The sequence below is a fragment of the Streptosporangium sp. NPDC051023 genome (assembly GCF_040689595.1).
GTDB lineage: Bacteria > Actinomycetota > Actinomycetes > Streptosporangiales > Streptosporangiaceae > Streptosporangium.
Window position 1 is genome coordinate 36826 of record NZ_JBFBCE010000021.1, and the last position, 21017, is coordinate 57842.

The 21017-nt window shown below is 70.1% G+C and carries 21 protein-coding genes; 9 read left to right on the forward strand and 12 right to left on the reverse strand.

Going from position 1 to position 21017, the window contains the following annotated elements; genetic code table 11:
• The first annotated feature begins 357 nt into the window (after nt 1-357).
• Nucleotides 358-1044, forward strand: a complete 687-nt coding sequence (locus AB0395_RS16155) for a hypothetical protein (RefSeq protein WP_366281210.1) — start codon at nt 358-360, stop codon at nt 1042-1044.
• An 18-nt stretch (nt 1045-1062) separates the two neighbouring features.
• Here AB0395_RS16155 and AB0395_RS16160 read toward each other — a convergent pair whose 3' ends face one another.
• From AB0395_RS16160 to AB0395_RS16175, 4 genes are all read right to left on the reverse strand, one after another.
• Nucleotides 1063-1995 carry a ribonuclease Z gene (locus AB0395_RS16160; protein ID WP_366281212.1) on the reverse strand — a complete coding sequence of 311 codons (933 nt, stop codon included), beginning with the start codon at nt 1993-1995 and terminating at the stop codon, nt 1063-1065.
• 72 nt (nt 1996-2067) lie between these two features.
• Nucleotides 2068-2478: a PIN domain-containing protein gene (locus tag AB0395_RS16165; protein WP_366281214.1), complete on the reverse strand. Its 411-nt coding sequence runs from the start codon at nt 2476-2478 to the stop codon at nt 2068-2070.
• On the reverse strand, nt 2478-2714 hold the full coding sequence (locus tag AB0395_RS16170) for a hypothetical protein (protein ID WP_366281216.1): 237 nt from the start codon (nt 2712-2714) through the stop codon (nt 2478-2480). Before AB0395_RS16170 ends, AB0395_RS16165 begins: the two co-directional genes overlap by 1 nt.
• 210 nt (nt 2715-2924) lie before the next feature.
• Entirely contained in the window at nt 2925-3245 is a 321-nt protein-coding gene (locus AB0395_RS16175; protein ID WP_366281218.1) for a hypothetical protein, read from the reverse strand.
• A gap of 234 nt (nt 3246-3479) precedes the next feature.
• Here AB0395_RS16175 and AB0395_RS16180 point away from each other — a divergent pair, with 234 nt between their 5' ends.
• Nucleotides 3480-3998, forward strand: coding sequence for a methylated-DNA--[protein]-cysteine S-methyltransferase (locus AB0395_RS16180; RefSeq protein WP_366281220.1), 519 nt, complete (start codon nt 3480-3482; stop codon nt 3996-3998).
• Between the two features lie 149 nt (nt 3999-4147).
• Here the strand turns inward: AB0395_RS16180 and AB0395_RS16185 are convergent, their stop codons facing one another.
• Entirely contained in the window at nt 4148-4480 is a 333-nt protein-coding gene (locus AB0395_RS16185) for an antitoxin (RefSeq protein ID WP_366281222.1), read from the reverse strand.
• A gap of 75 nt (nt 4481-4555) precedes the next feature.
• On the opposite strand from AB0395_RS16185, the gene miaA reads away from it, so the two are divergent.
• The 6 genes from miaA (at nt 4556) to AB0395_RS16215 (ending at nt 11073) form a co-directional block, all read left to right on the forward strand.
• Nucleotides 4556-5461 carry a tRNA (adenosine(37)-N6)-dimethylallyltransferase MiaA gene (miaA, locus tag AB0395_RS16190; protein ID WP_366281224.1) on the forward strand — a complete coding sequence of 302 codons (906 nt, stop codon included), beginning with the start codon at nt 4556-4558 and terminating at the stop codon, nt 5459-5461.
• 37 nt (nt 5462-5498) lie between these two features.
• Nucleotides 5499-6305, forward strand: a complete 807-nt coding sequence (dapF, locus tag AB0395_RS16195; protein ID WP_366281226.1) for a diaminopimelate epimerase — start codon at nt 5499-5501, stop codon at nt 6303-6305.
• Nucleotides 6306-6495: 190 nt separating this feature from the next.
• Complete coding sequence (locus AB0395_RS16200) at nt 6496-8772, forward strand: tetratricopeptide repeat protein (RefSeq protein ID WP_366281228.1); 2277 nt, start codon at nt 6496-6498, stop codon at nt 8770-8772.
• A gap of 139 nt (nt 8773-8911) precedes the next feature.
• Nucleotides 8912-9670, forward strand: coding sequence for an SDR family oxidoreductase (locus AB0395_RS16205; protein WP_366281230.1), 759 nt, complete (start codon nt 8912-8914; stop codon nt 9668-9670).
• 105 nt (nt 9671-9775) lie between these two features.
• Nucleotides 9776-10138 (forward strand): phosphomannose isomerase type II C-terminal cupin domain, encoded by a 363-nt coding sequence (locus AB0395_RS16210; RefSeq protein WP_366281232.1) that lies wholly within the window; start codon nt 9776-9778, stop codon nt 10136-10138.
• 263 nt (nt 10139-10401) lie between these two features.
• Nucleotides 10402-11073: an HNH endonuclease family protein gene (locus AB0395_RS16215; RefSeq protein ID WP_366281234.1), complete on the forward strand. Its 672-nt coding sequence runs from the start codon at nt 10402-10404 to the stop codon at nt 11071-11073.
• A 5-nt stretch (nt 11074-11078) separates the two neighbouring features.
• Here AB0395_RS16215 and AB0395_RS16220 read toward each other — a convergent pair whose 3' ends face one another.
• Both AB0395_RS16220 and AB0395_RS16225 read right to left on the reverse strand, forming a co-directional pair.
• Nucleotides 11079-12179: a CU044_5270 family protein gene (locus AB0395_RS16220; protein WP_366281236.1), complete on the reverse strand. Its 1101-nt coding sequence runs from the start codon at nt 12177-12179 to the stop codon at nt 11079-11081.
• Between the two features lie 271 nt (nt 12180-12450).
• On the reverse strand, nt 12451-13041 hold the full coding sequence (locus AB0395_RS16225) for an RNA polymerase sigma factor (protein WP_366281238.1): 591 nt from the start codon (nt 13039-13041) through the stop codon (nt 12451-12453).
• Between the two features lie 175 nt (nt 13042-13216).
• Here AB0395_RS16225 and AB0395_RS16230 point away from each other — a divergent pair, with 175 nt between their 5' ends.
• Nucleotides 13217-14140 (forward strand): hypothetical protein, encoded by a 924-nt coding sequence (locus tag AB0395_RS16230; protein ID WP_366281240.1) that lies wholly within the window; start codon nt 13217-13219, stop codon nt 14138-14140.
• Between the two features lie 47 nt (nt 14141-14187).
• On the opposite strand, the gene AB0395_RS16235 is transcribed toward AB0395_RS16230, so the two are convergent.
• The 5 genes from AB0395_RS16235 to aceB form a co-directional block, all read right to left on the reverse strand.
• Nucleotides 14188-15096: an IclR family transcriptional regulator gene (locus AB0395_RS16235; protein WP_366281242.1), complete on the reverse strand. Its 909-nt coding sequence runs from the start codon at nt 15094-15096 to the stop codon at nt 14188-14190.
• A 162-nt stretch (nt 15097-15258) separates the two neighbouring features.
• A complete protein-coding gene (locus AB0395_RS16240) occupies nt 15259-16497 on the reverse strand; it encodes a heterodisulfide reductase-related iron-sulfur binding cluster (protein WP_366281244.1) in 1239 nt (412 codons plus the stop codon).
• 1 nt (nt 16498) lies between these two features.
• Nucleotides 16499-17821 (reverse strand): FAD-binding oxidoreductase, encoded by a 1323-nt coding sequence (locus AB0395_RS16245; protein ID WP_366281246.1) that lies wholly within the window; start codon nt 17819-17821, stop codon nt 16499-16501.
• The gene (locus tag AB0395_RS16250) at nt 17821-19278 is read right to left on the reverse strand and encodes an FAD-linked oxidase C-terminal domain-containing protein (protein ID WP_366281248.1); all 1458 of its coding nucleotides are present in this window, start codon (nt 19276-19278) and stop codon (nt 17821-17823) included. The genes AB0395_RS16245 and AB0395_RS16250 overlap by 1 nt, the downstream gene beginning before the upstream one ends.
• A gap of 152 nt (nt 19279-19430) precedes the next feature.
• Nucleotides 19431-21017, reverse strand: a complete 1587-nt coding sequence (aceB, locus tag AB0395_RS16255; RefSeq protein WP_366281250.1) for a malate synthase A — start codon at nt 21015-21017, stop codon at nt 19431-19433.

Below are 21017 nucleotides of genomic sequence, written 5' to 3' on the forward strand. Positions count from 1 at the left end.
CTGTCAGGGTGTACGGCCATAAGCGCGTCACCGATTTCCCGAAATACGACAAGTCGCACTTCCTCCTGAAGGTCATACGAGCGTTTCCGTCTTCCGCCCAGTTTGGGGCAGCCTCCACGGGTCCCGTGCGGGTTTCCCCTGGATGGCACGGGTTTTCTGGGCTCTTTCCGTGAGGGTTCTTCCACGCCGGACGTGAAAACCTGATGCGGCGGAAGTGAGGAAAAGAGGCAGTTCATCGGGAAAATCCGGGATCGGGTGCCGGGGGTCAGGAGACCGCGCGGAAGGACCGGGAAACCGGGCGGCCGTTCCCGGGGCACGACGTGTGGCCGGGCCGAGGTGCTCCGTTAGTCTGTCGAGATGCTTGTCGCCGCGGCCGTCTGCCCGCATCCCCCGCTGCTGGTTCCCGAGCTGGCGGGTGCCGCCGCGGTCGAGCTCGACGGGCTCAGGGCGGCCTGCGCGACCGCGCTGGGCGTTCTGCGTGACGCCGCGCCCGACGCGATCGTGGTGGTCGGCGGTGCCACCCTGGCCGGAGCCTACGGCGCGGACGCCGCGGGAAGCCTGGCCCCATGGGGGGCCGCTGTCCGGGTCGGCACGGGCGAGGCCGTGCTGCCGCTCTCGTTGTCGATCGGCCGCTGGCTGCTCGAGCGGGAGGGACTGGCCGCGGCGGGATTCCACGCGGTGCCGTTCGACGCCTCCCGGCAGACGTGCGAGTCGCTGGGCGCGCGGCTGGCAGGCGGGCACGGCAGGGTGGCGATTCTGGTCATGGCCGACGGATCCGCCCGCCTCACCGAGAAGTCCCCGGGATACCTGGACACCCGCGCGGAGCCGTACAACACCGCGATCGTCGAGGCGCTGTCCAGAGGGGAGGTTCCGGAGCTCGACCCTCGGGAGGCGGCGGAACTGTGGGTCGAGGGCCGGGCCGCGCTCCAGGTCCTCGCCGGCGCGGGCGGCTCCCTTGCCGGTGAGATCCTCTACGCGGACGCCCCCTACGGCGTCGGCTACTTCGTCGCGGGCCTCCTGTCGAGAACGCCCGTCACCCCCTGAGGCCTCCCCGGGGCGTGCTCACCGTGTGACGTGACGGCGGGGAACGGGGATCCGCGCCAGGTCGTGCGCCAGGACGACGTCGCCGTCGAAGCACCGACGCGCCTCCTCGAGGAAACGGGGCTCGTCGTCCGCGACGTAGCGCTCGGAGACGTGGGTCAGGACGAGGCGGCGGACGCCGGACTCGGCGGCGACCTGGCCCGCCTGGGCAGCGGTCAGGTGACCGTACCGCGAGGCGAGCGCGGACTCGCCCGACAGGAAGGTGGACTCGATCACCAGCAGGTCGGCTCCCGCGGCGAGGGCGAAAACCCCCTCGCACAGCCGGGTGTCCATGATGAAGGCGGCGCTCTGGCCCGGACGTGGCCTGCTGCACTCCTCCAGCCTGACCGTGGTGCCATCGGGGGCGACGACCGTGCCGGTGCGCTGCAACTGTCCGACCGACGGACCCACGACCCCCCGTTCCGCCAGCAGCGCGGGAATCATCCGGTAGCCGTCCGGCTCGTCGACGCGGTAGCCGTACGACTCGACGGGGTGAGAGAGTGGGCGGGCGGTGAGGGTCACGGGCCCGGCGTCGAGCAGCACCTCCTCTCCCGCGACGGGGTGCTCGGCGATGACCGGCGTGTCGGCGAAGGCGCTCGCGTGGCGCAGGCGCCGCCAGTAGGTCTCACCGCTCCCGGGATAGACCGCCCCGACCTGGTGGGCGACCCCGTCCCTGGCGATGCGCTGGACGACTCCGGGCACCCCCAGGCAGTGATCGCCGTGGAAGTGCGTGACGCAGATCCAGGTGATGTCATGGGAACTGACGCCCGCGTGGAGCATCTGGCGCTGGGTGCCCTCCCCGGGATCGAACAGAAAGCCCTGACCGTCCCAGAGCAGGAGATAACCATTGTGGTTACGGTGACGGGTGGGGACCGCGCTTGAGGTGCCGAGGACGACGAGCTCACGAGGGGACACGAAATCGATGCTAGGTGTCCCACGGAGCCGTCGCGACGGCGATTTCGTGTCCGAGGGGCGCGAGGTCGGCGGTTACGGCAGCAGTGTGAAGTGACCGCCGCGGGAATTCTTCACCGCTCCGAAGTGGCGATGGTCGATGGTGGCTATCTCGTGGACGTTGAGTCTCTCCGCGACGGCGATCACCGCGGCGTCCACTGCTCCCAGAGGGAAGTTCGCGTACTTCACCACTAAGGCTTTCATCCTGGCGACGTCGGTGGTGGTCAACGGTTCCATGGTCAGCTCGCCGTCCACGATGGACTGAAGGAAATCGGCTTCGGCGGCCGGTCCTATCCGTGACTCCAACAGCCAGCAGACTTCTGCCAGAACCGGGCTGGGAAGGATCAGCGGGCCCGGGTGGGTTTCGAGAAGATCAAGGCAGCGGGCATGCTCCTGGTCTTTCCTGTTCATCGCTGCGTACAGGGGACCGGTATCGCAGATCAGCACTAACCGACCCGGAACCGGTTGAGAAGGATTTCCTCCGAACGCTGGGCGCTGTCCGGCTCGTCGGCGATGATCCCGGCGAACGACAGTCGCCGTCGTCGGCCATGTGTTTCGGCGAGAGGTGTGGGTTCGCTCTCGACGAGCTCCAAGGCGACGGCACGCAGGGCTCGCGCCTGGTTCAGCGTCAAGCAGTCGACCAGGCGATGAAGATCGTCGTACTCTTCGTGTGCCGCACTCATGACAGCGAGTTTACGTCGTACTAAAGATCATCAGGGGGCGTTGCCGAACGTATCCATCGGTGTCGCACGCAGTACCGTCATACGGTAAACGCCGGGTGAGGAAGCCATGAGCTTGTACGGCGTAGCCACCGGCGAGTGCGAAACCGAAACGTTCCGTCGACGCCAGGCCGATCCGGGTGGCGAGCTCGTGCAGCGGTTCCATGGGCAGCCCTATGCCGCTCGCACCAGATCCCGGAAGCGGGCCTCCCACGCCTGCCTGGCCTGAACCGGCAGGTACAGGCGCGGCCATATGCGAATCAGCACCGCGCCGTTCAGATGCGCACGCAGGTCGTCAGGGTGAACGGCTTCGCGGATCACCCGCTCGTACATGAGCCCGAGCTGGCTCTCGTCGGTCAGATCGTAGACATGCTGCTCGGACCAGTCCAGGTGGGTGGGAAGCTCCACGACGCCCGTGACGGGGCCCGTCAACTCGGCCAGATCGACGGGTACGAGATACACACGGTGACTGGCGTACCGCGAGCGAGTGTTCACCTCTCCAGTCTGCCCCGCCGCCGTGGCTTTCGCACCGTGATCGGCGGCGCTCTGGGTTTCATGTCTGGTGAGATCTAGGGAGCACCACACGGAACGGGAGGAACGCAGGTCTGTTGGGAGTTCTTACTCTAAGGAAGGTTCTACCCATTGTGGTTACGGTGACGGGTGGGGACCGCGCTTGAGGTGCCGAGGACGACGAGTTCGCGAAGGGACACAGTCCATATGGTAGGAACCGTGGCATTCGGGAATGTCCCGACACCGCTGGGGGACATGCTCGCCGCCGTCACGGAGGACGGGGTCGCGGGGGTCGGCTGGAGCCACAGGAGCGCCGGACTCAAGGAACACATGCTGGAGCGGCTGAGGCTGGCCGAGGTCGACGACCCGGCCAGGACCGCTCCCGTGCTGGAAGAGCTCGCCGAGTACTACGCGGGCAGGCTGCGGATCTTCGGCGTCGCCGTGGACTGGCGGCTGACCTCACCCGTGCAGCGCAGGGTGCTCGGCACGCTGTACGAAACAGTCGGCTACGGCAAGGCCGTGACCTACGGCGAACTGGCCGCGCGGAGCCTGACGGGCGTCCCCGCGCGGGCGATCGGGTCGATCATGGGGGCCAATCCCATTCCCATCATCGTCCCGTGCCACCGGGTGGTCGCGGGAAACGGGCTTGGCGGGTTCAGCGGGGGAGAGGGCGTCGAGTCCAAGCGGTGGCTGCTGACCCTGGAGGGCTATCTGCAGCCGACTCTCGACTGGGACTGACCCGCCCCTCGCGGACCCCGCCTCCCGGCCGCCGGAGAGAAGGATCATCGCTCCCCGGCGGCTGGTGGACGGCCGTCTGCCAGACGGCGTCTCCCCGGAACTTTCCGATGGCGCTTCCCGGAACGCCGTCCCCCGCAGCCCATCCGGCCTCAGGCCGGAGGAGTGTCCGTACGGCCCGCGGAAGGAGGCGTCTCGTCGTCCGGAGACCCGTACGGGTCGTTCTGGCCGGAGAAGGGAGAGTCGTCGTCCTGGGACGCGTACGGGCTGGTCTGCCCGGGAGTCTGTGACTGGTCGGTCTGGCCGTCGATCTGGTCGGCCATCTCCTTCGCCTTTGCCGCCGCGGTGTCGATCTGATCGTCGTACTTGCCGCCGGTCTTTTCCTTGGCTGCCTGTGCTGCTTGGTCTACGCCTTGCTTGGCGAGTTCTTCGGCCTTGGTGCTGTGGTCGCCAAGCATGCTCTTGACCTTGTCGAAGATCGACATAGGTGAGTCCCCCGATCCGATGCGACGAAGCATCGTCATCTCATGCATACCCAGAGAGTTGACACACTTATCACTGTGCGTCAGCTACCAGTCATCGCCGTCATCGGCCCCACCGCCGCGGGGAAGTCCGACCTCGCCGTGGATCTCGCCCTCGAACTCGGGGGTGAGATCATCAACACCGACTCCATGCAGCTTTACCGGGGAATGGACATCGGGACGGCCAAGCTCTCCCCGGAGGAGCGACGCGGGATCCCGCACCACCTGCTCGACATCTGGGACGTGAAGCGGACCGCGAGCGTGGCCGAGTACCAGTCGCTGGCCCGGCCGCTGATCGACGACCTGCGGGCGCGGGGGATCGTCCCGATCCTGGTCGGTGGGTCCGGGCTCTACGTGCGGGCCGCGCTCGACGACCTGGAGTTCCCCGGCACGGACCCGGAGATCCGCGCCAGGCTGGAGGCGGAGCTGGAGCTCGTGGGCACCGCCCCGCTGTACGAACGGCTCCGCGAGCGGGACCCGGAGGCCGCGGAGGCGATCCTCTCGAGCAACGGCCGCAGGATCGTCCGCGCGCTCGAGGTCATCGAGTTCTCCGGGCGGCCGTTCTCCGCGACGATGCCGTCCTACGACGCGGTCTACGACAGCGTGCAGCTGGGGGTCGAGGTGCCGAGGGAGGTTCTGGACGAGCGGGTCGCCGCGCGGGTCGAGCGCATGTGGGAGGCCGGACTGGTCGAGGAGGTCAGGGAGTTGGCCGCGCACGGGCTCGCCGAGGGCCGTACGGCCAGCCGCGCGCTCGGCTACGCCCAGGTGCTGCGCTTGCTCGGCGGCGAGTGGAGCGAGGAGCAGGCCAAGGACGAGACGATCCGCGCGACCCGCAGGTTCGTCCGCCGTCAGGAGTCGTGGTTCCGCCGCGACCCCCGGGTGGTCTGGCTGCCCCAGCAGGCCCCGGACCTGCTCGGCAGGGCGCTCGCCGAAGTGCTCCGTTGAGTCGAGACGGTCCCGCGGGCGCCGATAGAGTTGGGACATGCGATTCGTCAAGGGGCATGGCACAGAGAACGACTTCGTGATCCTCCCCGATCCCGACGGTGAGCTGGATCTTCCCGCGGCGCGCGTCGCTGCGATCTGTGACCGGCGTGCGGGGATCGGCGCCGACGGAGTGCTGCACGTGATGCGGACGAAGCTCAGCCCCGAGGTCGCCGGCCAGGCGGGCGAGGCCGAGTGGTTCATGGACTACCGCAACGCGGACGGCAGCGTCGCAGAGATGTGCGGCAACGGTGTGAGGGTCTTCGCCCGCTACCTGGTCGACGCCGGCCTGGCGGGCGCGGGGGAGTTCGGGGTCGCGACCAGGGGGGGCGTCAAGCGCGTACGGCTGGCGGAGACCGGCGACGTGACCGTGGACATGGGGCGGCCCCGGGTGTTCGGCGGCAGCGCCACGACCGTGGCGGGCAGGCACTACGAAGGTCTCCACGTCGACATGGGCAACCCCCATCTGGCATGCGTCATCGGAGACCCGGTCGCCCAGCTCGACCTGACCCGCCAGCCCGCGTTCGATCCCGGGGTCTTCCCCGCCGGTGTGAACATCGAGCTGCTCAACCCGGTGGGAGAGCGCCGCGTGGTGATGCGCGTCTTCGAGCGTGGCTCCGGCGAGACGCGTTCCTGCGGCACCGGCGCGGTCGCCTCGGCCGTGGCGGCCGCCCACCTGGCGGGGGAGTCGACGGGCACCTGGGCGGTCGAGATTCTCGGCGGCACGGTCTCCGTCACCCTCGACGAGCACACCAGCTATCTCGCGGGCCCCGCCGTACTCGTCGCCTCGGGAGAGCTGAGCCTCTGAGGCCGCCGGGACCGTCTCCTCCCAGGAAGAGACGCGCGGCGGGCACGGGATTTCCGCGGTGCGGGGGCGCCGGAAGCGGTGTCTTCGAGGCCGGCCACGGCGAACTCCGCTGAACTGGCCGAATCGCTTCGCCGGGCGGGATGACAGAGTCGTTTGGGGCATGGTCGCCGACCTGGCAGACTGACGTCCCATGGACGTGGACATCTGGGCCTGGGTGGGCGACACCCAGCGGCAACTGCACGAAGCCGGGAACACCGGCCTGGCCATGGCGATCGGCGACGTGCCCGCGCAGGCACTGGAGGGCCGATACTCGCAGCTCGACGTGCTCGCGCCGGCCATCGCACAGCAGGCGCAGAACCTGGAGCTGCCCTGGCTGGAGTTCTACGCCCGCTACTGGCATCTGATCGGCCGTATCGGCGACCGCGCCCAGGGGGCCGTCGCCATCGCCGACGCGGAGACGTTGGTCGAGTTCGCGGGACGCGACGACGTCCGTGACTGCCCCGGGGCCCCCGGCGCCGTGGTGGCGCTGGCTCTCACCCAGGCGAACACCGACGGGCCCGGCTACGCGGCCGAGCGGCTCGCGGCCCTCGGCGCCCTCACGGTCGAGCCGGACTCGCTGGCCTTCTCCGCGGTCGCGGAGCAGTACGTCGCGGCCCTTGTCGACGCGGGCCGGGCGGACGAGGCGGTCACCTACGCCGAGTCCGCCGTGGCGAAGCTGGGCAGCGCGGGCAGGGAGTCGAGCTGGGAGCTCGCAGCCGCCTCGGCCCGTGCCCTCCTGGCCGCGGGACGCGCGCAGGACTCGCTCACCGCGCTCGACGCCGCGACCGATTTCAAGCCCGACGACCCCGTCGCCAAGGCGCACCGCGAAGGCGTGCTGCGCTCGCTCGTGCTCGCCACCCTGGGGAAGCCGCAGGAGTCCGTCGACGCCCTGCCTGATCTGGACGTGGTCGGCGATCACCCGCGTGACTGGGCCGAGTGGGCGCGGGCCATCCGCGAGCTCGCCGGATCCGCGAGGATCACCAACACCTGGCAGCTCGGCCGGGTCCTCAAGCAGTGGATCGACTACTTCGCCATGATGGGCGGCTACCACGCCAGGGTCGAGCTGGCGCTGGTCGCCGGGGACCTGGCGGCCAGCAGGCAGAGCGTCTGGCAGGCTCGGCAGCTGGCCGACATCGCCGAGTCCGCCATGGGCGAGCTCAAGGTCCCCGGCGACACCGTGGAGCGGGTTGCCGCGCTGCGCGCCGCCGCGGACGAGATCGTCGAGCCGGAGGCTCCCGGCCCAGAGGCCGAGCTGGTCGAGTACTTCGACGCCGCCGACGGCTTCAACGCCGACCCGGAGCGCTGGGTCGGCTGGCTGACCCCGCTGTCGGGGAGCGACCTGCCCGCGACCCGCAGGCACACCACCACGCTGGGTTTCCTCGGCTACCCGGCGAAGGGCGCCGACATCTACTGGACCATGCTGGTCGAGTCGGACGACATCGAGACGGCCGACCCGCAGGACGTCTCCTATCTCACCGGCCTGTTGATCGAGGCCCGTCAGGACGAGCGCCTCGAGCAGATGGCGCAGCGACTTCCCGCCGCACAGCGCCACCTGGCCCTTGGCCGTCTGTACCGCGCCCGGGAGCGCTGGGAGCAGGCCGCAGCCGAGGGCGAGGCGGCGGTCGCCGCGGGCGCCGGCGTCGAGGCGAGCCGCCTGTGGTCGACCGCCGTGCAGCAGAGCGGCGACAACGCCAAGGGCGCCGCGATCCTGCGTGACATCCTCGACTCCGAGGGGATCGAGGCGGAGGACGTCTGGCGGATGATCACCATGGCCACGGCCGCCGAGGACTGGGAGACCGTTCGCGCGGGCACGACCAAGCTCGGCATGCCGCTGCAGTCGACGGAGGGGCCGATCGAGGAGGAGATGGGCCTGGTGCGCATCATCCTGCCCGCCCCCGACGGCAGCCAGCGCGCGGTCATCAGCCTGCGGACCGGCCCTGCCACGGCCCGCCTCGCCATTCCGCAGCCTCCCGGCATGGACTACAACGCCGGAGACCTCGTCGTCTTCGACCCGCAGCTGCTGGAGCCGGTCCCGGAGAGCCAGGAGGAGCAGGAGGGCTTCATCCCACCGTTCGCCGCGGTCGGCATGCTCCGCCCCGGTGGCTACACCAGCTGGTTCTTCGACGGCGCGGCGCCCAGCGAAGCCGACTGGACCGAGTTCAACGAGGTCATGGCCGAGCGCGGCTGGCCGATGTGGGTCTACAGCGACGACAACTACACCGTGACGCACCCGACCTCCGGCGAGCGGCTGCCCGGTGTGTTCGGCTGGATCGCGGTCCCGCCGGAGGTCACGCCGGTCGAGGTGGACGCGGTGCTCGACGACGCGACCGAGCGCTGGGTCCACCCCCTGGCCTGGCTCGACCTGGCCAAGACCGTCGATGTCGAGGTCGAGCGGCACGAGCGCATCACCAAGGAGTACGGCCTGTAGCCGTCCGCGGGAAGCCTCTGCCGAGTCGTCCACGCGCCACCCGTGAGAAACCTGCTCACGGGCGGCGCGTGTCCCACGTCTAGAATCTCGTTCTGCGTTCGCGCGGACAGACGGATGAGAAGTCGTGAGGAGGCGCCGGATGCTTGATCGGTTCCGGTTGGACGGCAAGGTCGCGATCGTCACCGGGGCCTCCTCAGGACTCGGTGTCGCGTTCGCCAGAGGACTGGCCGAGGCGGGGGCGGACATCGTGATCGGTGCCCGTCGTGAAGACCGCCTTGAGCGGACGCGCGCCCTGGTCGAGGAGACCGGCAGGCGGTGCGTCGCGCGGGTGACCGACGTGACCAGCCCACAGGAGTGCCAGGCCCTGGTGGGCGCGGCGGTCGCCGAGCTGGGCGCGGTGGACATCCTGATCAACAACGCGGGCGTCGGTACGGCGGTACCCGCGCTCAGGGAAACCCCCGAGCAGTTCCGTCAGGTCGTGGACATCAACCTGTACGGCACCTACTGGATGGCGCAGGCCTGCGCCCGGGTCATGCGCCCCGGCTCCTCCGTCGTCAACATCGGAAGTGTCCTGGGGGAGACCACGATGGGCCTGCCGCAGGCCGCCTACAGTGCCTCAAAGGCGGCCGTCGTCGGCCTCACCCGAGACCTGGCCCAGCAGTGGACGGGGCGGCTCGGGATCCGGGTCAACTGCATAGCGCCCGGCTTCTTCGCCTCGGAGATGACGGAGCAGTACAACAGGGGATACCTGGACCGGCAGCTCGAGCACCGGGTGCTGATGAAGCGCCCCGGCGACCCCGCCGAGCTCGTCACGGCGGCGATCTTCCTCGCCTCCGACGCCGGGTCCTACGTGACGGGGGCGGTGATTCCGGTGGACGGTGGAATTCTCGTGACGTGAGGTAATCGTCTCACCTGGAGTTAAGCGTCCAGTTTCATGGAACATGCGCGCTTGTTACGCACACGTGCGAGAGTTCCGGTACTCAGGTGAGCGGATGGAGGCATCTTGCAGGAGATCGACCGGCTTGGCGCGGTTATTCGCGACGAGCGCCCGTGGGGCGCGTTCGAGCGTTACACGCTCAACGAGACGTCCACGGTGAAGATCATCGAGGTGGCGCCGGGGCAGCGGCTCAGCCTGCAGAGGCACGAGCACCGCGATGAGCTCTGGGTCGCCCTCGACCCCGACGCGGTGTTCGAGATCGACGGCGAGCGGATCGAGCCCGCGGTCGGTGATCGCGTGCTCATCCGGGCGGGCCAGACCCACCGCCTCAGCTCCGCGGGCAAGGCGACCAGGATCCTGGAGGTGGCCTTCGGTCACTTCGACGAGGACGACATCGAGCGTCTTGAGGACTCCTACGGCCGAGCCTGAGGCCGCGAAGGGGTCCGAAGCCCAAGGTCCGGGTGCTCGTGGAGGTCGTCGCGGGCCCCGGTACCGCTGAGGAGATCCTGGATCCGGTTCGCGCCCGGGGGACGGAAAGCGGCTCGGATCGCGTTTCGAGCCGCCGGAGCCGTCGCGCCGCGAGGTGGCCGACGGAGAGCTCGGCCGCAAGGCCGGGCGCGGCTTTTATGATTGGAACTGATGTGTGGGGTAATTTGCCACTTCATAGTTGGTGAACGCGTATAAGGGGTGGCATGGTGCGATCGGCGCTGGGACGAGGTGCGGTCGCCGTTGCGGTCGCGTTCACGCTGGCGGGCTGCGGCCTCACGGGTCAGGCGGGCGGCGGCTCGTCCGCGGCCAGGGGGCAGTCCACCGCCGAGGCTCTCAACGGTCTGAAGAAACTTCAGGTCAAGGGGCGCGCCCCGATGACCGGCTTCGATCGCGAGGAGTTCGGTCCCGCGTGGTCCGACGTCGACCACAACGGCTGCGACACCCGTAACGACATCCTCAAGCGCGACCTGAAGGACGAGACCTTCAAGCAGGGCACCCACGACTGTATCGTGCTGACCGGCACCCTCGACGACCCCTACAGCGGCAAGACCATCAAGTTCGAGCGCGGCCAGCGGACCAGCTCCGCGGTGCAGATCGACCACGTGGTCGCCCTCGCCGACGCCTGGCAGAAGGGGGCGCAGCAGTGGCCGGAGAACAAGCGCAAGGAACTCGCCAACGACCCGCTGAACCTGCTGGCCGTCGACGGCCCGCTGAACAGCCAGAAGGGCGCCGGTGACGCCGCGACCTGGCTTCCGCCGCGCAACGCCTACCGGTGCACCTACGTCTCACGTCAGATCCAGGTGAAGGTCAAGTACGACCTGTGGGTGACGTCCGCGGAGAAGGACGCCATGCAGAGGGTGCTCGGCTCCTGCTGACCGCCTCAGCCGCAGTCGGCCTCCTTGCCGTCTATCTTGACGGTCACGTCGCCAGGCTGCTCGGGTACCTCGGGGACGGAGTCGGTCACGGTGACGGAGAACTGCGCGCTCGAGGCGACCAGGCTGCCCACCGGGGCCTGGGCCTCCTTCTCGTCCACCACGACGCCTCGCTCGCCCAGGAACTCGTAGGTCCTCGGGTCGAAGATCAGGTCCTCCCGGACGCCCCAGGAGATCCGGCCGACGCCGATGCCCCTGCGGCCCGCGGCGTCCTCTGCGTTCTCCACGGCGTCGACCCCGGGAATCGTTCCGATGGCCTTGAACAGCGCCGCGCGCTGGGCGGCGGGCATGTAGTTCTCCTGCAGCATGTCACTTGCCGCGGTCCACGCGGCGGCGTCTTTGGAGTCGCCGCCGCGCTCTCCCGTGTAGAGGAAGGCGCGCATCCCGTCGACGTCGGTGGGCAGCTTCTTCAAGCTCGCGTAGTCGTAGCGCAGATAGGCGGGCGGTCTCTCGCAGACCGGCAGCCTGTTCCACCCGTTGTCGGGTTGCTGGTAGGCCTCCTTCGGGATGGGCCAGCCGGGATAGGCCTGCGGCTTCAGATAGTCGACCTTCAGCGCGCCCGCCCGCTGTCCGTCGGCGGACTGCCAGATCACTCTCCTGGTCCGGTAGAGGTAGCGCTTCTGCGGCTCCGTCGTGCCGTCGTCGCGGGTGACCAGCTCTCCTCCCAGCACGGCGTTCATCGTCTGCGACTCGACCTTGACGAACTGGTCGTCACGCGGATCGAGCTCGTCCCGTGCGGCCCGCGCGGCCCGGCCGAGCACCTCGCTCGCGGACACGCGGGAGAGCTTCGGCAGCGCGACGACCGTCTCGGCGCCGAGGTCCTCCCGGTTCGGCGCCCGCGAGGTCACGGAGACCACCACCGTCGTGCCGACCGCGACCGCGACCGCGAGCGCCCCGGCCAGCGCCATCGTGTAGGACCTGCGCCAGCGCGGCTCGCGCGTCCCGGCGGTCGCGGCCAGCCTCCGCCGGGCCGCGTTCCCCGCCTCACGGTCGTACGGCTGCGCGTCCGGGCGGATGTCGGCCACCAGCCGGATCTCGTCGTTGTTCATCGAAACTCCTTAAGTGTGGAGACCCGGTCCTTCAGGGCCGGGAGGAAACGCGGCACGACGCCGCAGGTTTCGGTAATGTGTTCGGTGGCGGCGATGACCAAGCCGCCACCCGCACGATCGGCTCCACCCTCGCCGCCGGGCCGGCGGAGAGGTGAAACGCCTGCGGAGCCGGTGTAAGACCCCAACGAAAGATCCTTTTCGGGCGGGCGGCCGGCGGTGAAACAGGAACCCCTGCGGGCGACCGCGGGAATCCCCTCAGGGAGGGGAGAGGTCAAGCGGGTGACTCCAGGAAGCGGCGGATCTTGGTTCGGGTGCGTGAGAGCCGGGACCGTACGGTCCCGACCGGGATGCCGAGCGCCTGCGCGGCCTCTTCGTAGGTCAGCTCGGCCCAGGCGACCAGCAGGAGCAGGTCCCGTTCCGCGGAACGGAGGCCGGCGAGCGCGGTGGCGAGCGCGGGCCTGAGCCGGTCCGCGGTGACCCGCTCCGCGCTGCGCTCCTCGAATCCGTCCGCCGGTTCCGGCGCCTGCCGGGCGAGTGCCTTGAGCCTGCGGACCTCGGACCTGCGGTGTCCCGAGATCAGGTTCGAGGCGATGCCGTACAGCCAGGGTCTGGCGTCGGCTCTGCTCAGGTCGTAGCGCTTCCGCTTGCGGAAGGCGGTGAGGAACGTCTCAGCCGTCACGTCCTCGGCCGCGGTGATGTCATCCAGTCGCCGGGCGGCATATCGATGGATCTCGTCGGCATGCCGGTCGAAGAGCCCGGCGAATCTGTCGGGATCCGCGAGCGACTCCTGGATCAGCGTCGCGTCATCGGAGAACGAGGGGGGTGCGGACATCCCGGCCACAGCGGGGAGGGGCAGCGTCACCACCCGTTTCGTCCAGTCATCTCAGAAAGTTCCTTCCGGGGCGCCCTCGCGCCCACACCCCTACTCCGCCGCTCGTCACCGTCCGGTTCCAGATGACTTTCTCCGCTCGCGGCGCGGTGGTAATAAGATCCGCCTTCGACGAAGCGGACATAAAGCGGGAGTAAAGGATGAAACGATGAGCACGAAGAAGCCAGAAGTCAGGCGGAGGCGGCTGAGGGGTTACCTGATCGGGATTCCCGTGCTGGTGGTGTGCGGCCTGATCCTCAGCGGATGCACGCGGGTGAGCACCCAGCCCGACGAGGTGGTCCTGCACTACGCGGGCGGCGTCTTCGAGGCCATCAAGTTCGAGCGGTGCATCAACCCCTCGAGCGGCGCCACGCTGCTCGGCCCCGGCGACACCGGCTACTCCTACCCGTTCGGCCAGCGGACCTTCGACTTCTCCGACGCCAGGGACGCCGAGTCCAAGCCGCTGTCCGTCGTCTCCAAGGACAACGTCGAGATGACCGTGTCCGGGGTCGCGACGTTCACGCTGAACACCGACTGCAAGACGCTGCAGCGCTTCCACGAGAAGATCGGGCTGAAGTTCCACGCCTACTACGAGGACGGCCAGTCAGAAGGCTGGCGGCGGATGCTCAACATCTACATGCGGGTGCCGCTCGACCGTGCGATGGACGCCGCGTCGCAGGAGTTCGAGTGGCGGGGGCTGTTCAACGACCCCAAGGTGAAGCAGGCGTGGGAGGCCAGGGTCGGCGTGCTGGCCAGGCAGTTCATCGAGGAGACCGGCGGCGCCGACTACTTCTGCAACCAGAACTACAGCGGCAGCGGCGAGTGTGGCGACATCTCCCTGACCATCCAGAAGCCCGAACCCCCCGAGGCCCTGGTGAACGCCCTTGCCTCAGAGCAGGCGGCCAAGGCGGAGAACGTCGCCCAGACCCAGCGCAACGCCAAGGTCCGCACCGAGCTGGAGTCCATCAAGGACCTCGTCAGGGTTCTCGGCCCGCAGGGCGCCGTGCTCTGGCAGGCCATCCAGAAGGGCCAGGTCTCGGTGGTGCCGGTTCCGCAGGGCAGCAACCTCAACATCACCCCGCCGAGCCGCTAGCCGAGGCGACCACGCGGAAGGAGCGTGGGAAGAGGACGCGGCGACGGTCACCCGCCCAGTTCGGAGCCGAAGTCGTGCGCGATCTTCCGCATGCCGTCCGCGAGATCCTCCCGGTCGAGCGCCTCGATCCGCTCGGCCGGGCCGGAGACCGACATCGCGGCGATCGTACGCCTGCCGTCGCGCACCCCGACGGCCAAGCAGTGCACGCCGAGCTCCTCCTCGCCCAGGTCCAGGGCGTAGCCCCATTCCCGCACCCGCCGCAGCTCGGCCAGCATGCCGGGCAGGTCGGTGATCGTGTTGGCGGTCCGCCTGGGCATGCCGGTCCGCTCGACCAGCGACGCCACGTCGTCGTCCGTCCGATCGGCCATGAGGACCTTCCCGACCGCCGTGCTGTGCGGCAGCACCCGCCTGCCGACCTCGGCGAACATCCGCAGCCTCCTGGGCGAGGGCACCTGGGCGACGTAGACGACGAAATCGCCCTCCAGCACCGCCAGGTTGGCCGTCTCCCCGGACAACTCGACCATTCTCGCCAGGTACGGCTGCGCCCAGGTGGCGACCATGCGCTCGGCCACCCCGCCGAGCCGTACCAGGGCGCCGCCCAGCGCGTAACGGCGGTCGGACTCCTGGCGTACGTACCCCCGGGAGAGCAGGGTGCGCAGCAGCCGGTGGATCGTCCCGTACGGCAGGCCGGTCCCGGCCGCGATCTCGGAGAGCCCGGCCTCCCCGCCCCGCTCCGCCAGCGCCTCCAGCACGTCCAGCGCCCGGTCGACCGACTGCACCGTGCCCCCCACGCCCCCCACGCCCCCCGCGCCCGGCCCGCCGGCACCGGGCAGCCCGCCCGTGTCCGTGCCGCTGGCACCCCGCTCGTCCGTGCCGCTCACGTCCCGCTCGTCCGCGCCCTGCTCGCTCGCGCCCCGTCCGCTCGCGCCGGGGGCGCCGGTTCCTGTCTCACCCATGTCCACGCCGTTCACATCCATGCCACTGCCCAAGCCGCTGTCCATACCACCCGTGCCCGTCCTGTCGGTTCCCCCGACTCCCGCCCCGGCCGTGCGCTCCCGAGACCGGGTCCGCCTGGCTCCACGCGCCTCCGGCCGCCGGTGTCACGTCCCGCCCCGGGCTCACCGCACCTCCGCGAGGCCGCGCAGCGAGGCGTCCAGCACCTGGGCGATGTGCGCCGCAGGGATCGGTTCCGCGCCGCGACGCCGGATCGCCGAGGTGATCTGCATGGTGCAGCCGGGGTTGGCCGAAACCAGCAGATCGGCGCCGGTGGCCAGCACCCGCTCCGCCTTGCGGTCACCGAGGTCGCGTGCGGCCTCCGGCTGAAGGAGATTGTAGGTTCCCGCGGAGCCGCAGCAGATGGACGATTCCGCGATCTCCCTCAGCCTGAGACCGGGAACGGCGGCCAGCAGTGCGCGGGGCTGTGACCGAATCCCCTGCGCGTGCGCCAGATGGCAGGCGTCGTGGTAGGCCACGGTGAGCGGCAGCGGGTGCCGCCGGGCCGCGGGTCCGAGCGCGACGAGATACTCCGACAGGTCGACGGCCCTGATGGCCCGTGCCCGCTCCGCCCATTCGCCGTCGAGGATGTCGGCGTACTCCTTCATGGTCGATCCGCAGCCCGCCGCGTTGACCACGACCGTGTCCACCCCGGCACGTTCGAAGGTCGCCACCATCCGCCTGGCGAGCCGTTTCGCCTGCTCCGGCCGGCCCGAGTGCAGCGACAGGGCCCCGCAGCAGCCCTGCGACGGCGGGATGACCACCTCGCAGCCCTCCATCGCGAGCACTCTCGCGGTGGCGGCGTTGACCTGGGGGAAGAACTCACCCTGGACGCATCCGGTGAGCATCCCGACCGTGGCCCTGTGCTCGCCCCTCGCCGCGACCCTGCGTGGCAGCCGCACCCTGGCGGAGACCGGGGGAGCGAGGTCGGCCATCGCCGCCAGGGACGGGCTGATCCGTTCGAGCCGTGGCGCGATCCGGCGGCGCAGTCCCGCGCTGAGCCGCAGCGGCAGCCGCATCGCCCGCAGCCGCCGGGGGTAGGGGAACAGAAGGAAGATCAGGGCACGCAGCGCCCGCTCCTGTAGCGACCTGACCTGGGTCCGTTCGACCTCGGCCCGGGTCTGCTCGATCAGCCGGTCGTATCTCACTCCAGAGGGACAGGCCGTCACGCACGCCATGCAGCCCAGACAGGCGTCGAAGTGCCCGGCCATCTCCGGTGTCAGGGGTGTGCCCTCGACATGCTGTTTCATGAGGTGGATCCGGCCTCGGGGGGAGTCCATCTCCTCGCCCCACAGCACGTAGGTCGGGCACGTCGGCAGGCAGAACCCGCAGTGCACGCAGTCGCCGATCAGCTCGGGGTCCACCTCAGATCCCTCCGACTAACCGGCCGGGGGACATCCTCCGGTCCGGGTCGAACCGCTCCTTGACCCGCCGCATCAGCGGCAGAGCGCCGGTCGGCCCCCAGCGGTCGACCCCGCGCGCCAACTCGTACGGCGCGGCGAGAACGGTCAGCCCGCCGCAGAGGTGCCCGAGCGCCACACGCACCGACGAGACGAAAGCCGCGAACGCCGCCTGGCCGACGTCCTCGGGCAGGGCGATCCCGAGGACCCCGGACGCGACCGATCCGCGCACCCGCGCGGGCAGCCCGCAGGCCGCGACGGCCCGCAGCGCCTCACCCGCTCCGGCGGGTGGAACCCGCACCTCGAGCAGCACCTTGTCGCCGGGCAGGGTGTTCCACCAGTCGGGTGCCCCCTCGCGGATCCGCGCGTCTCCGTGCTCGCGGGCAATCGCGAGCACGGCCCGCGCCCGCTCCCCGGCCGCCGTCCCCTCGACGAGAACGGCCACGGCCGGCCGGCCCCGCGCGTCCGGCCACTCCACCTCGATGGCGCTCGGCTCCGCCTGGGAGGCCGTCAGTTCGGCGACGAGCGCGTCCAGAGCGGCGAACGGGTCCGCGGTGAACGCATCCGGGGCCGTGGGTGTGTCCTGGGCCGTCGGTGTCCCCGAGGGGGACGGCCCACCCGGCGGGGCGGGCGTCTCCGCGGGCCCGGACGGTTCCACGGTGATCCAGCGGCGCTCCGGCGGAGCCGGGTGAAGGCGGAAGACGGCCTCGGTGATGACGCCGAGCGTGCCGTATGAGCCGCAGAGGAGCTTGCCGAGGTCGTAGCCCGCGACGTTCTTGACGACCTGGCCGCCCGATCTTGCGACCGTGCCGTCGGCCAGCACGACGGTGACGCCGATCAGCAGGTCACGGGCGGTGCCGTACCTGAACCTGCGGGGGCCGGCGATCGCGGTGGCGAGCGTGCCGCCGACGGTGCCCGCGGGGAGCGGGTTGTCCAGGGCCAGCTCCTGCGGGAACCCGGGGAAGGAGGCGAGCGAGTCCACGGGGAGTCCCGCGCTGACCCTGGCCACCAGGTCGCCGGGGGAGTGCTCGACGGGTGTCCCGCCGTCGAGGACGAGGCGGCGGGTGCCCATCACCAGGTCGCACCGCTCCGGCGGGTTTCCCCACCCCAGCTTCGTCCCGTCTCCCACGGGCACGACGGCGAGGTCGTGCTCGGCGGAGACCCGCATCAGCGCGGCGACCTGAGCGGTCGTCTCCGGAAGCGCGACCCAGCGGGGCGTGATCCCGGCCACGGCGTCCTCGGGCCCCGCCCTCCGGATCGTCGCGCCCGTCTCGCGCAAGGCGTCCATCAGAACTGCTCCGCCCGTCCTGACTCGACCAGCGGATGCACGCCCTTGCGCACTCTGGGAACCTCGCCGCACAGGCGCGGGGTCGGGAAGACCTTGCCCGGATTCGACAGGCCCACGGGGTCGAAGGCGCAGCGCACCAGCTGCATGGTGTCGAGATCGTCGTTGGAGAACATTTTCGTCATATATCGGGATTTGTCGACACCGACGCCGTGTTCCCCGGTGATCGAGCCGCCGTGCTCGATACAGAGATCGAGGATCTTGCCGGAGACCAGCTCGGCCCGCTCGCCCGCGCCTGGCTCGCCATCGTCGAACAGCACCAGCGGATGCAGGTTGCCGTCTCCCGCGTGGAAGACGTTGGCCACCCGGATGCCGTGCTCCCGCGACAATCGGTCGATGTCCGCCAGCACCCCGGGCAGCGCGGTCCTGGGCACGACCCCGTCCTGCACGATGTAGGCGGGACTGATCCGGCCGACCGCGGCGAAGGCCGACTTACGGCCCTTCCAGATGGCCGCCCGCTCCGCCGGGTCCGCGGCGGTCCGCAGCTCGAACGCGCCGCTTTCCCGGCAGATCCGCGTCACCTCGCCGAGCTGGTAGGCGACCTCGGGGGCCGGGCCGTCCAGCTCGACGATGAGCACCGCCCCCGCGCCCTCCGGGTAGGCGCAGGAGACCGCGGCCTCCGCCGCCTCGATCGCCAGGGCGTCCATCATCTCGATCGCCGCGGGCAGGATGCCGCCGCCGATGATGGCCGAGACCGCCAGGCCGCCCTGTGCGATGCCGTCGAAGGCGGCCAGCAGCGTCGTCACGGACTGCGGAGCCCGTGTCAGCCGTACGGTGACCTTGGTGGCGATGCCCAGTGTGCCCTCGGAGCCCACGAAGACGCCCAGCAGGTCGTAGCCGGGGTCGGTACCGGACAGCTCGACGATGTCACCGTCCGGGGTGACGACCTCAAGGGCCAGCACGTGGTTGACCGTGAAGCCGTACTTCAGGCAGTGCGCGCCACCGGAGTTCTCCGCGACGTTGCCGCCGATGGAGCAGACCTGCTGGCTCGAGGGGTCGGGCGCGTAGTAGTACCCCTGGTCGCGGACCGCCTCGGTGATCGCCAGGTTGGTGACCCCCGGCTCGACGACCGCCCACCGGTTCCGCAGGTCGATCGAGAGGATCCGCCGCATCCTCGAGGTGACGACCAGCACCCCGTCGGTCCTCGGCAGTGCCCCGCCGGACAGTCCGGTCCCCGCGCCCCTGGCCACGAACGGCACGCCGTACTCGGCGCAGATCCGCACCACGGCCGCGACCTGCTCCGTGGTCTCCGGCAGCACGACGACCCCGGGAGTCGCGCGGTGGTGGGTCAGGCCGTCGCATTCGTAGGTGCGCAGCCGTACGGGATCGGTGATCACGGAGCCGGGGCCGAGGAACTCCAGGAATCGTCGGATCGGCTCGTCGAGTCTCTTCGCCTGCATCGCTCCTCCTTTCCGGCGAGCCTTGGGAGCTCCCCGTGTGCCGGGGATCTCGGGCGGCCCCGCCGTCGTGATCGGCGGACGGGGCCTGGCCGGTGTCTCCTGCGCGCGGGGCGCCCTCCTCGGTGGAGGGACGCCCCGTAGGGGAGTCGTCTTTAGGGCATGCGGGCGTAGGCGGGCAGCGTCAGGAACTCCACGAAGTCGTCGTCGAGGGCGACCTCCTTGAACAGGGCGGTGGCCTGGGCGTAAAGGGCCTCGTCGTAGCCGGCCTCCGCCCTGATCTTGGCGAGCTCCTCGTCGATGATCCGCTCGACGAGCTCCCTGGTCACCACGGCACCGGTGTCCGCGAGCCGGATGTCGTTGTGGATCCACTGCCAGATCTGGGAGCGGGAGATCTCCGCCGTCGCCGCGTCCTCCATCAGGTTGTGGATCGCCACCGCGCCCAGCCCGCCCATCCAGGCGGCGAGGTAGCGGAGGGCCACGTCCACGTTGTTGCGCAGGCCCGCCTCGGTGATGTCACCCGGAGTCTTCGAGACCGCCAGCAGGTCGGCGGCGGAGACCGAGACGTCCTCGCGCAGCCGGTCGAGCTGGTTCGGCAGGTCACCCAGGACGCCGTCGAAGACGTCGCGGCAGATCGGCACCAGGTCGGGGTGGGCGACCCACGAGCCGTCGAACCCGTCTCCCGACTCGCGTGTCTTGTCCGCTGTGACCTTCTCAAGGGCGACCTTGTTGACCTCGGGGTCGCGGCGGGAGGGGATGAACGCGGCCATGCCGCCGATGGCGTGGGCTCCGCGCTTGTGGCAGGTGCGGACCAGGAGCTCGGTGTAGGCGCGCATGAAGGGGGCGGTCATGGTCACCGCGTTGCGCTCGGGGAGCAGGAACTCCCTGCCCCGGGTGCGGAACTTCTTGATCACGCTGAACAGGTAGTCCCAGCGGCCCGCGTTGAGCCCCGCCGAGTGGTCGCGGAGCTCGTAGAGGATCTCCTCCATCTCGAAGGCGGCGGGGTAGGTCTCGATCAGGACGGTCGCGCGGATCGTGCCCTGCGGGACGCCGAGCAGGTCCTGGGCCCTGACGAAGACGTCGTTCCAGAGGCGGGCCTCCAGATGCGACTCCAGCTTCGGCAGGTAGAAGTAGGGGCCCTTGCCCTTGGCGATCTGCCGCTTCGCCGAGTGGAAGAAGTAGAGGCCGAAGTCGACGATCGAGCCGGAGAAGGGAACGCCGTCGAGGGTGAGGTGCTTCTCCTCCAGGTGCCAGCCGCGCGGGCGGACCACGATGGTGGCGAGCTCCTCGTCCGGCTTGAGCGCGTAGCTCTTGTCTCCGGCGGAGAAGTCGATGGTCCGGTCCAGCGCGTCGCGCAGGTTGAGCTGGCCGTTGACGGTGTTCTCCCATGTGGGAGCGTTGGCGTCCTCGAAGTCCGCCAGCCAGACCTTGGCTCCTGAGTTGAGCGCGTTGATCGTCATCTTGCGGTCGACGGGCCCGGTGATCTCCACCCGGCGGTCCTCAAGGCCGGGCGCGGGCGGGGCGACCCGCCAGTCCGACTCGCGGACGTGCCTGGTCTCGGGCAGGAAGTCGAGGGTGCCGCCCGCGGACAGCTCCGCCTGGCGGACCTGGCGGGCCCGCAGCAGCTCCAGGCGCCTGGCGCCGAACTCACGCTGGAGCGTGGCTGTGAAGGCCAGCGCCTCCGGCGTGAGGATCTCGTCGAACCGCTCTGCCGATGGGCCGGTGATCTCAACGCCGTCCAT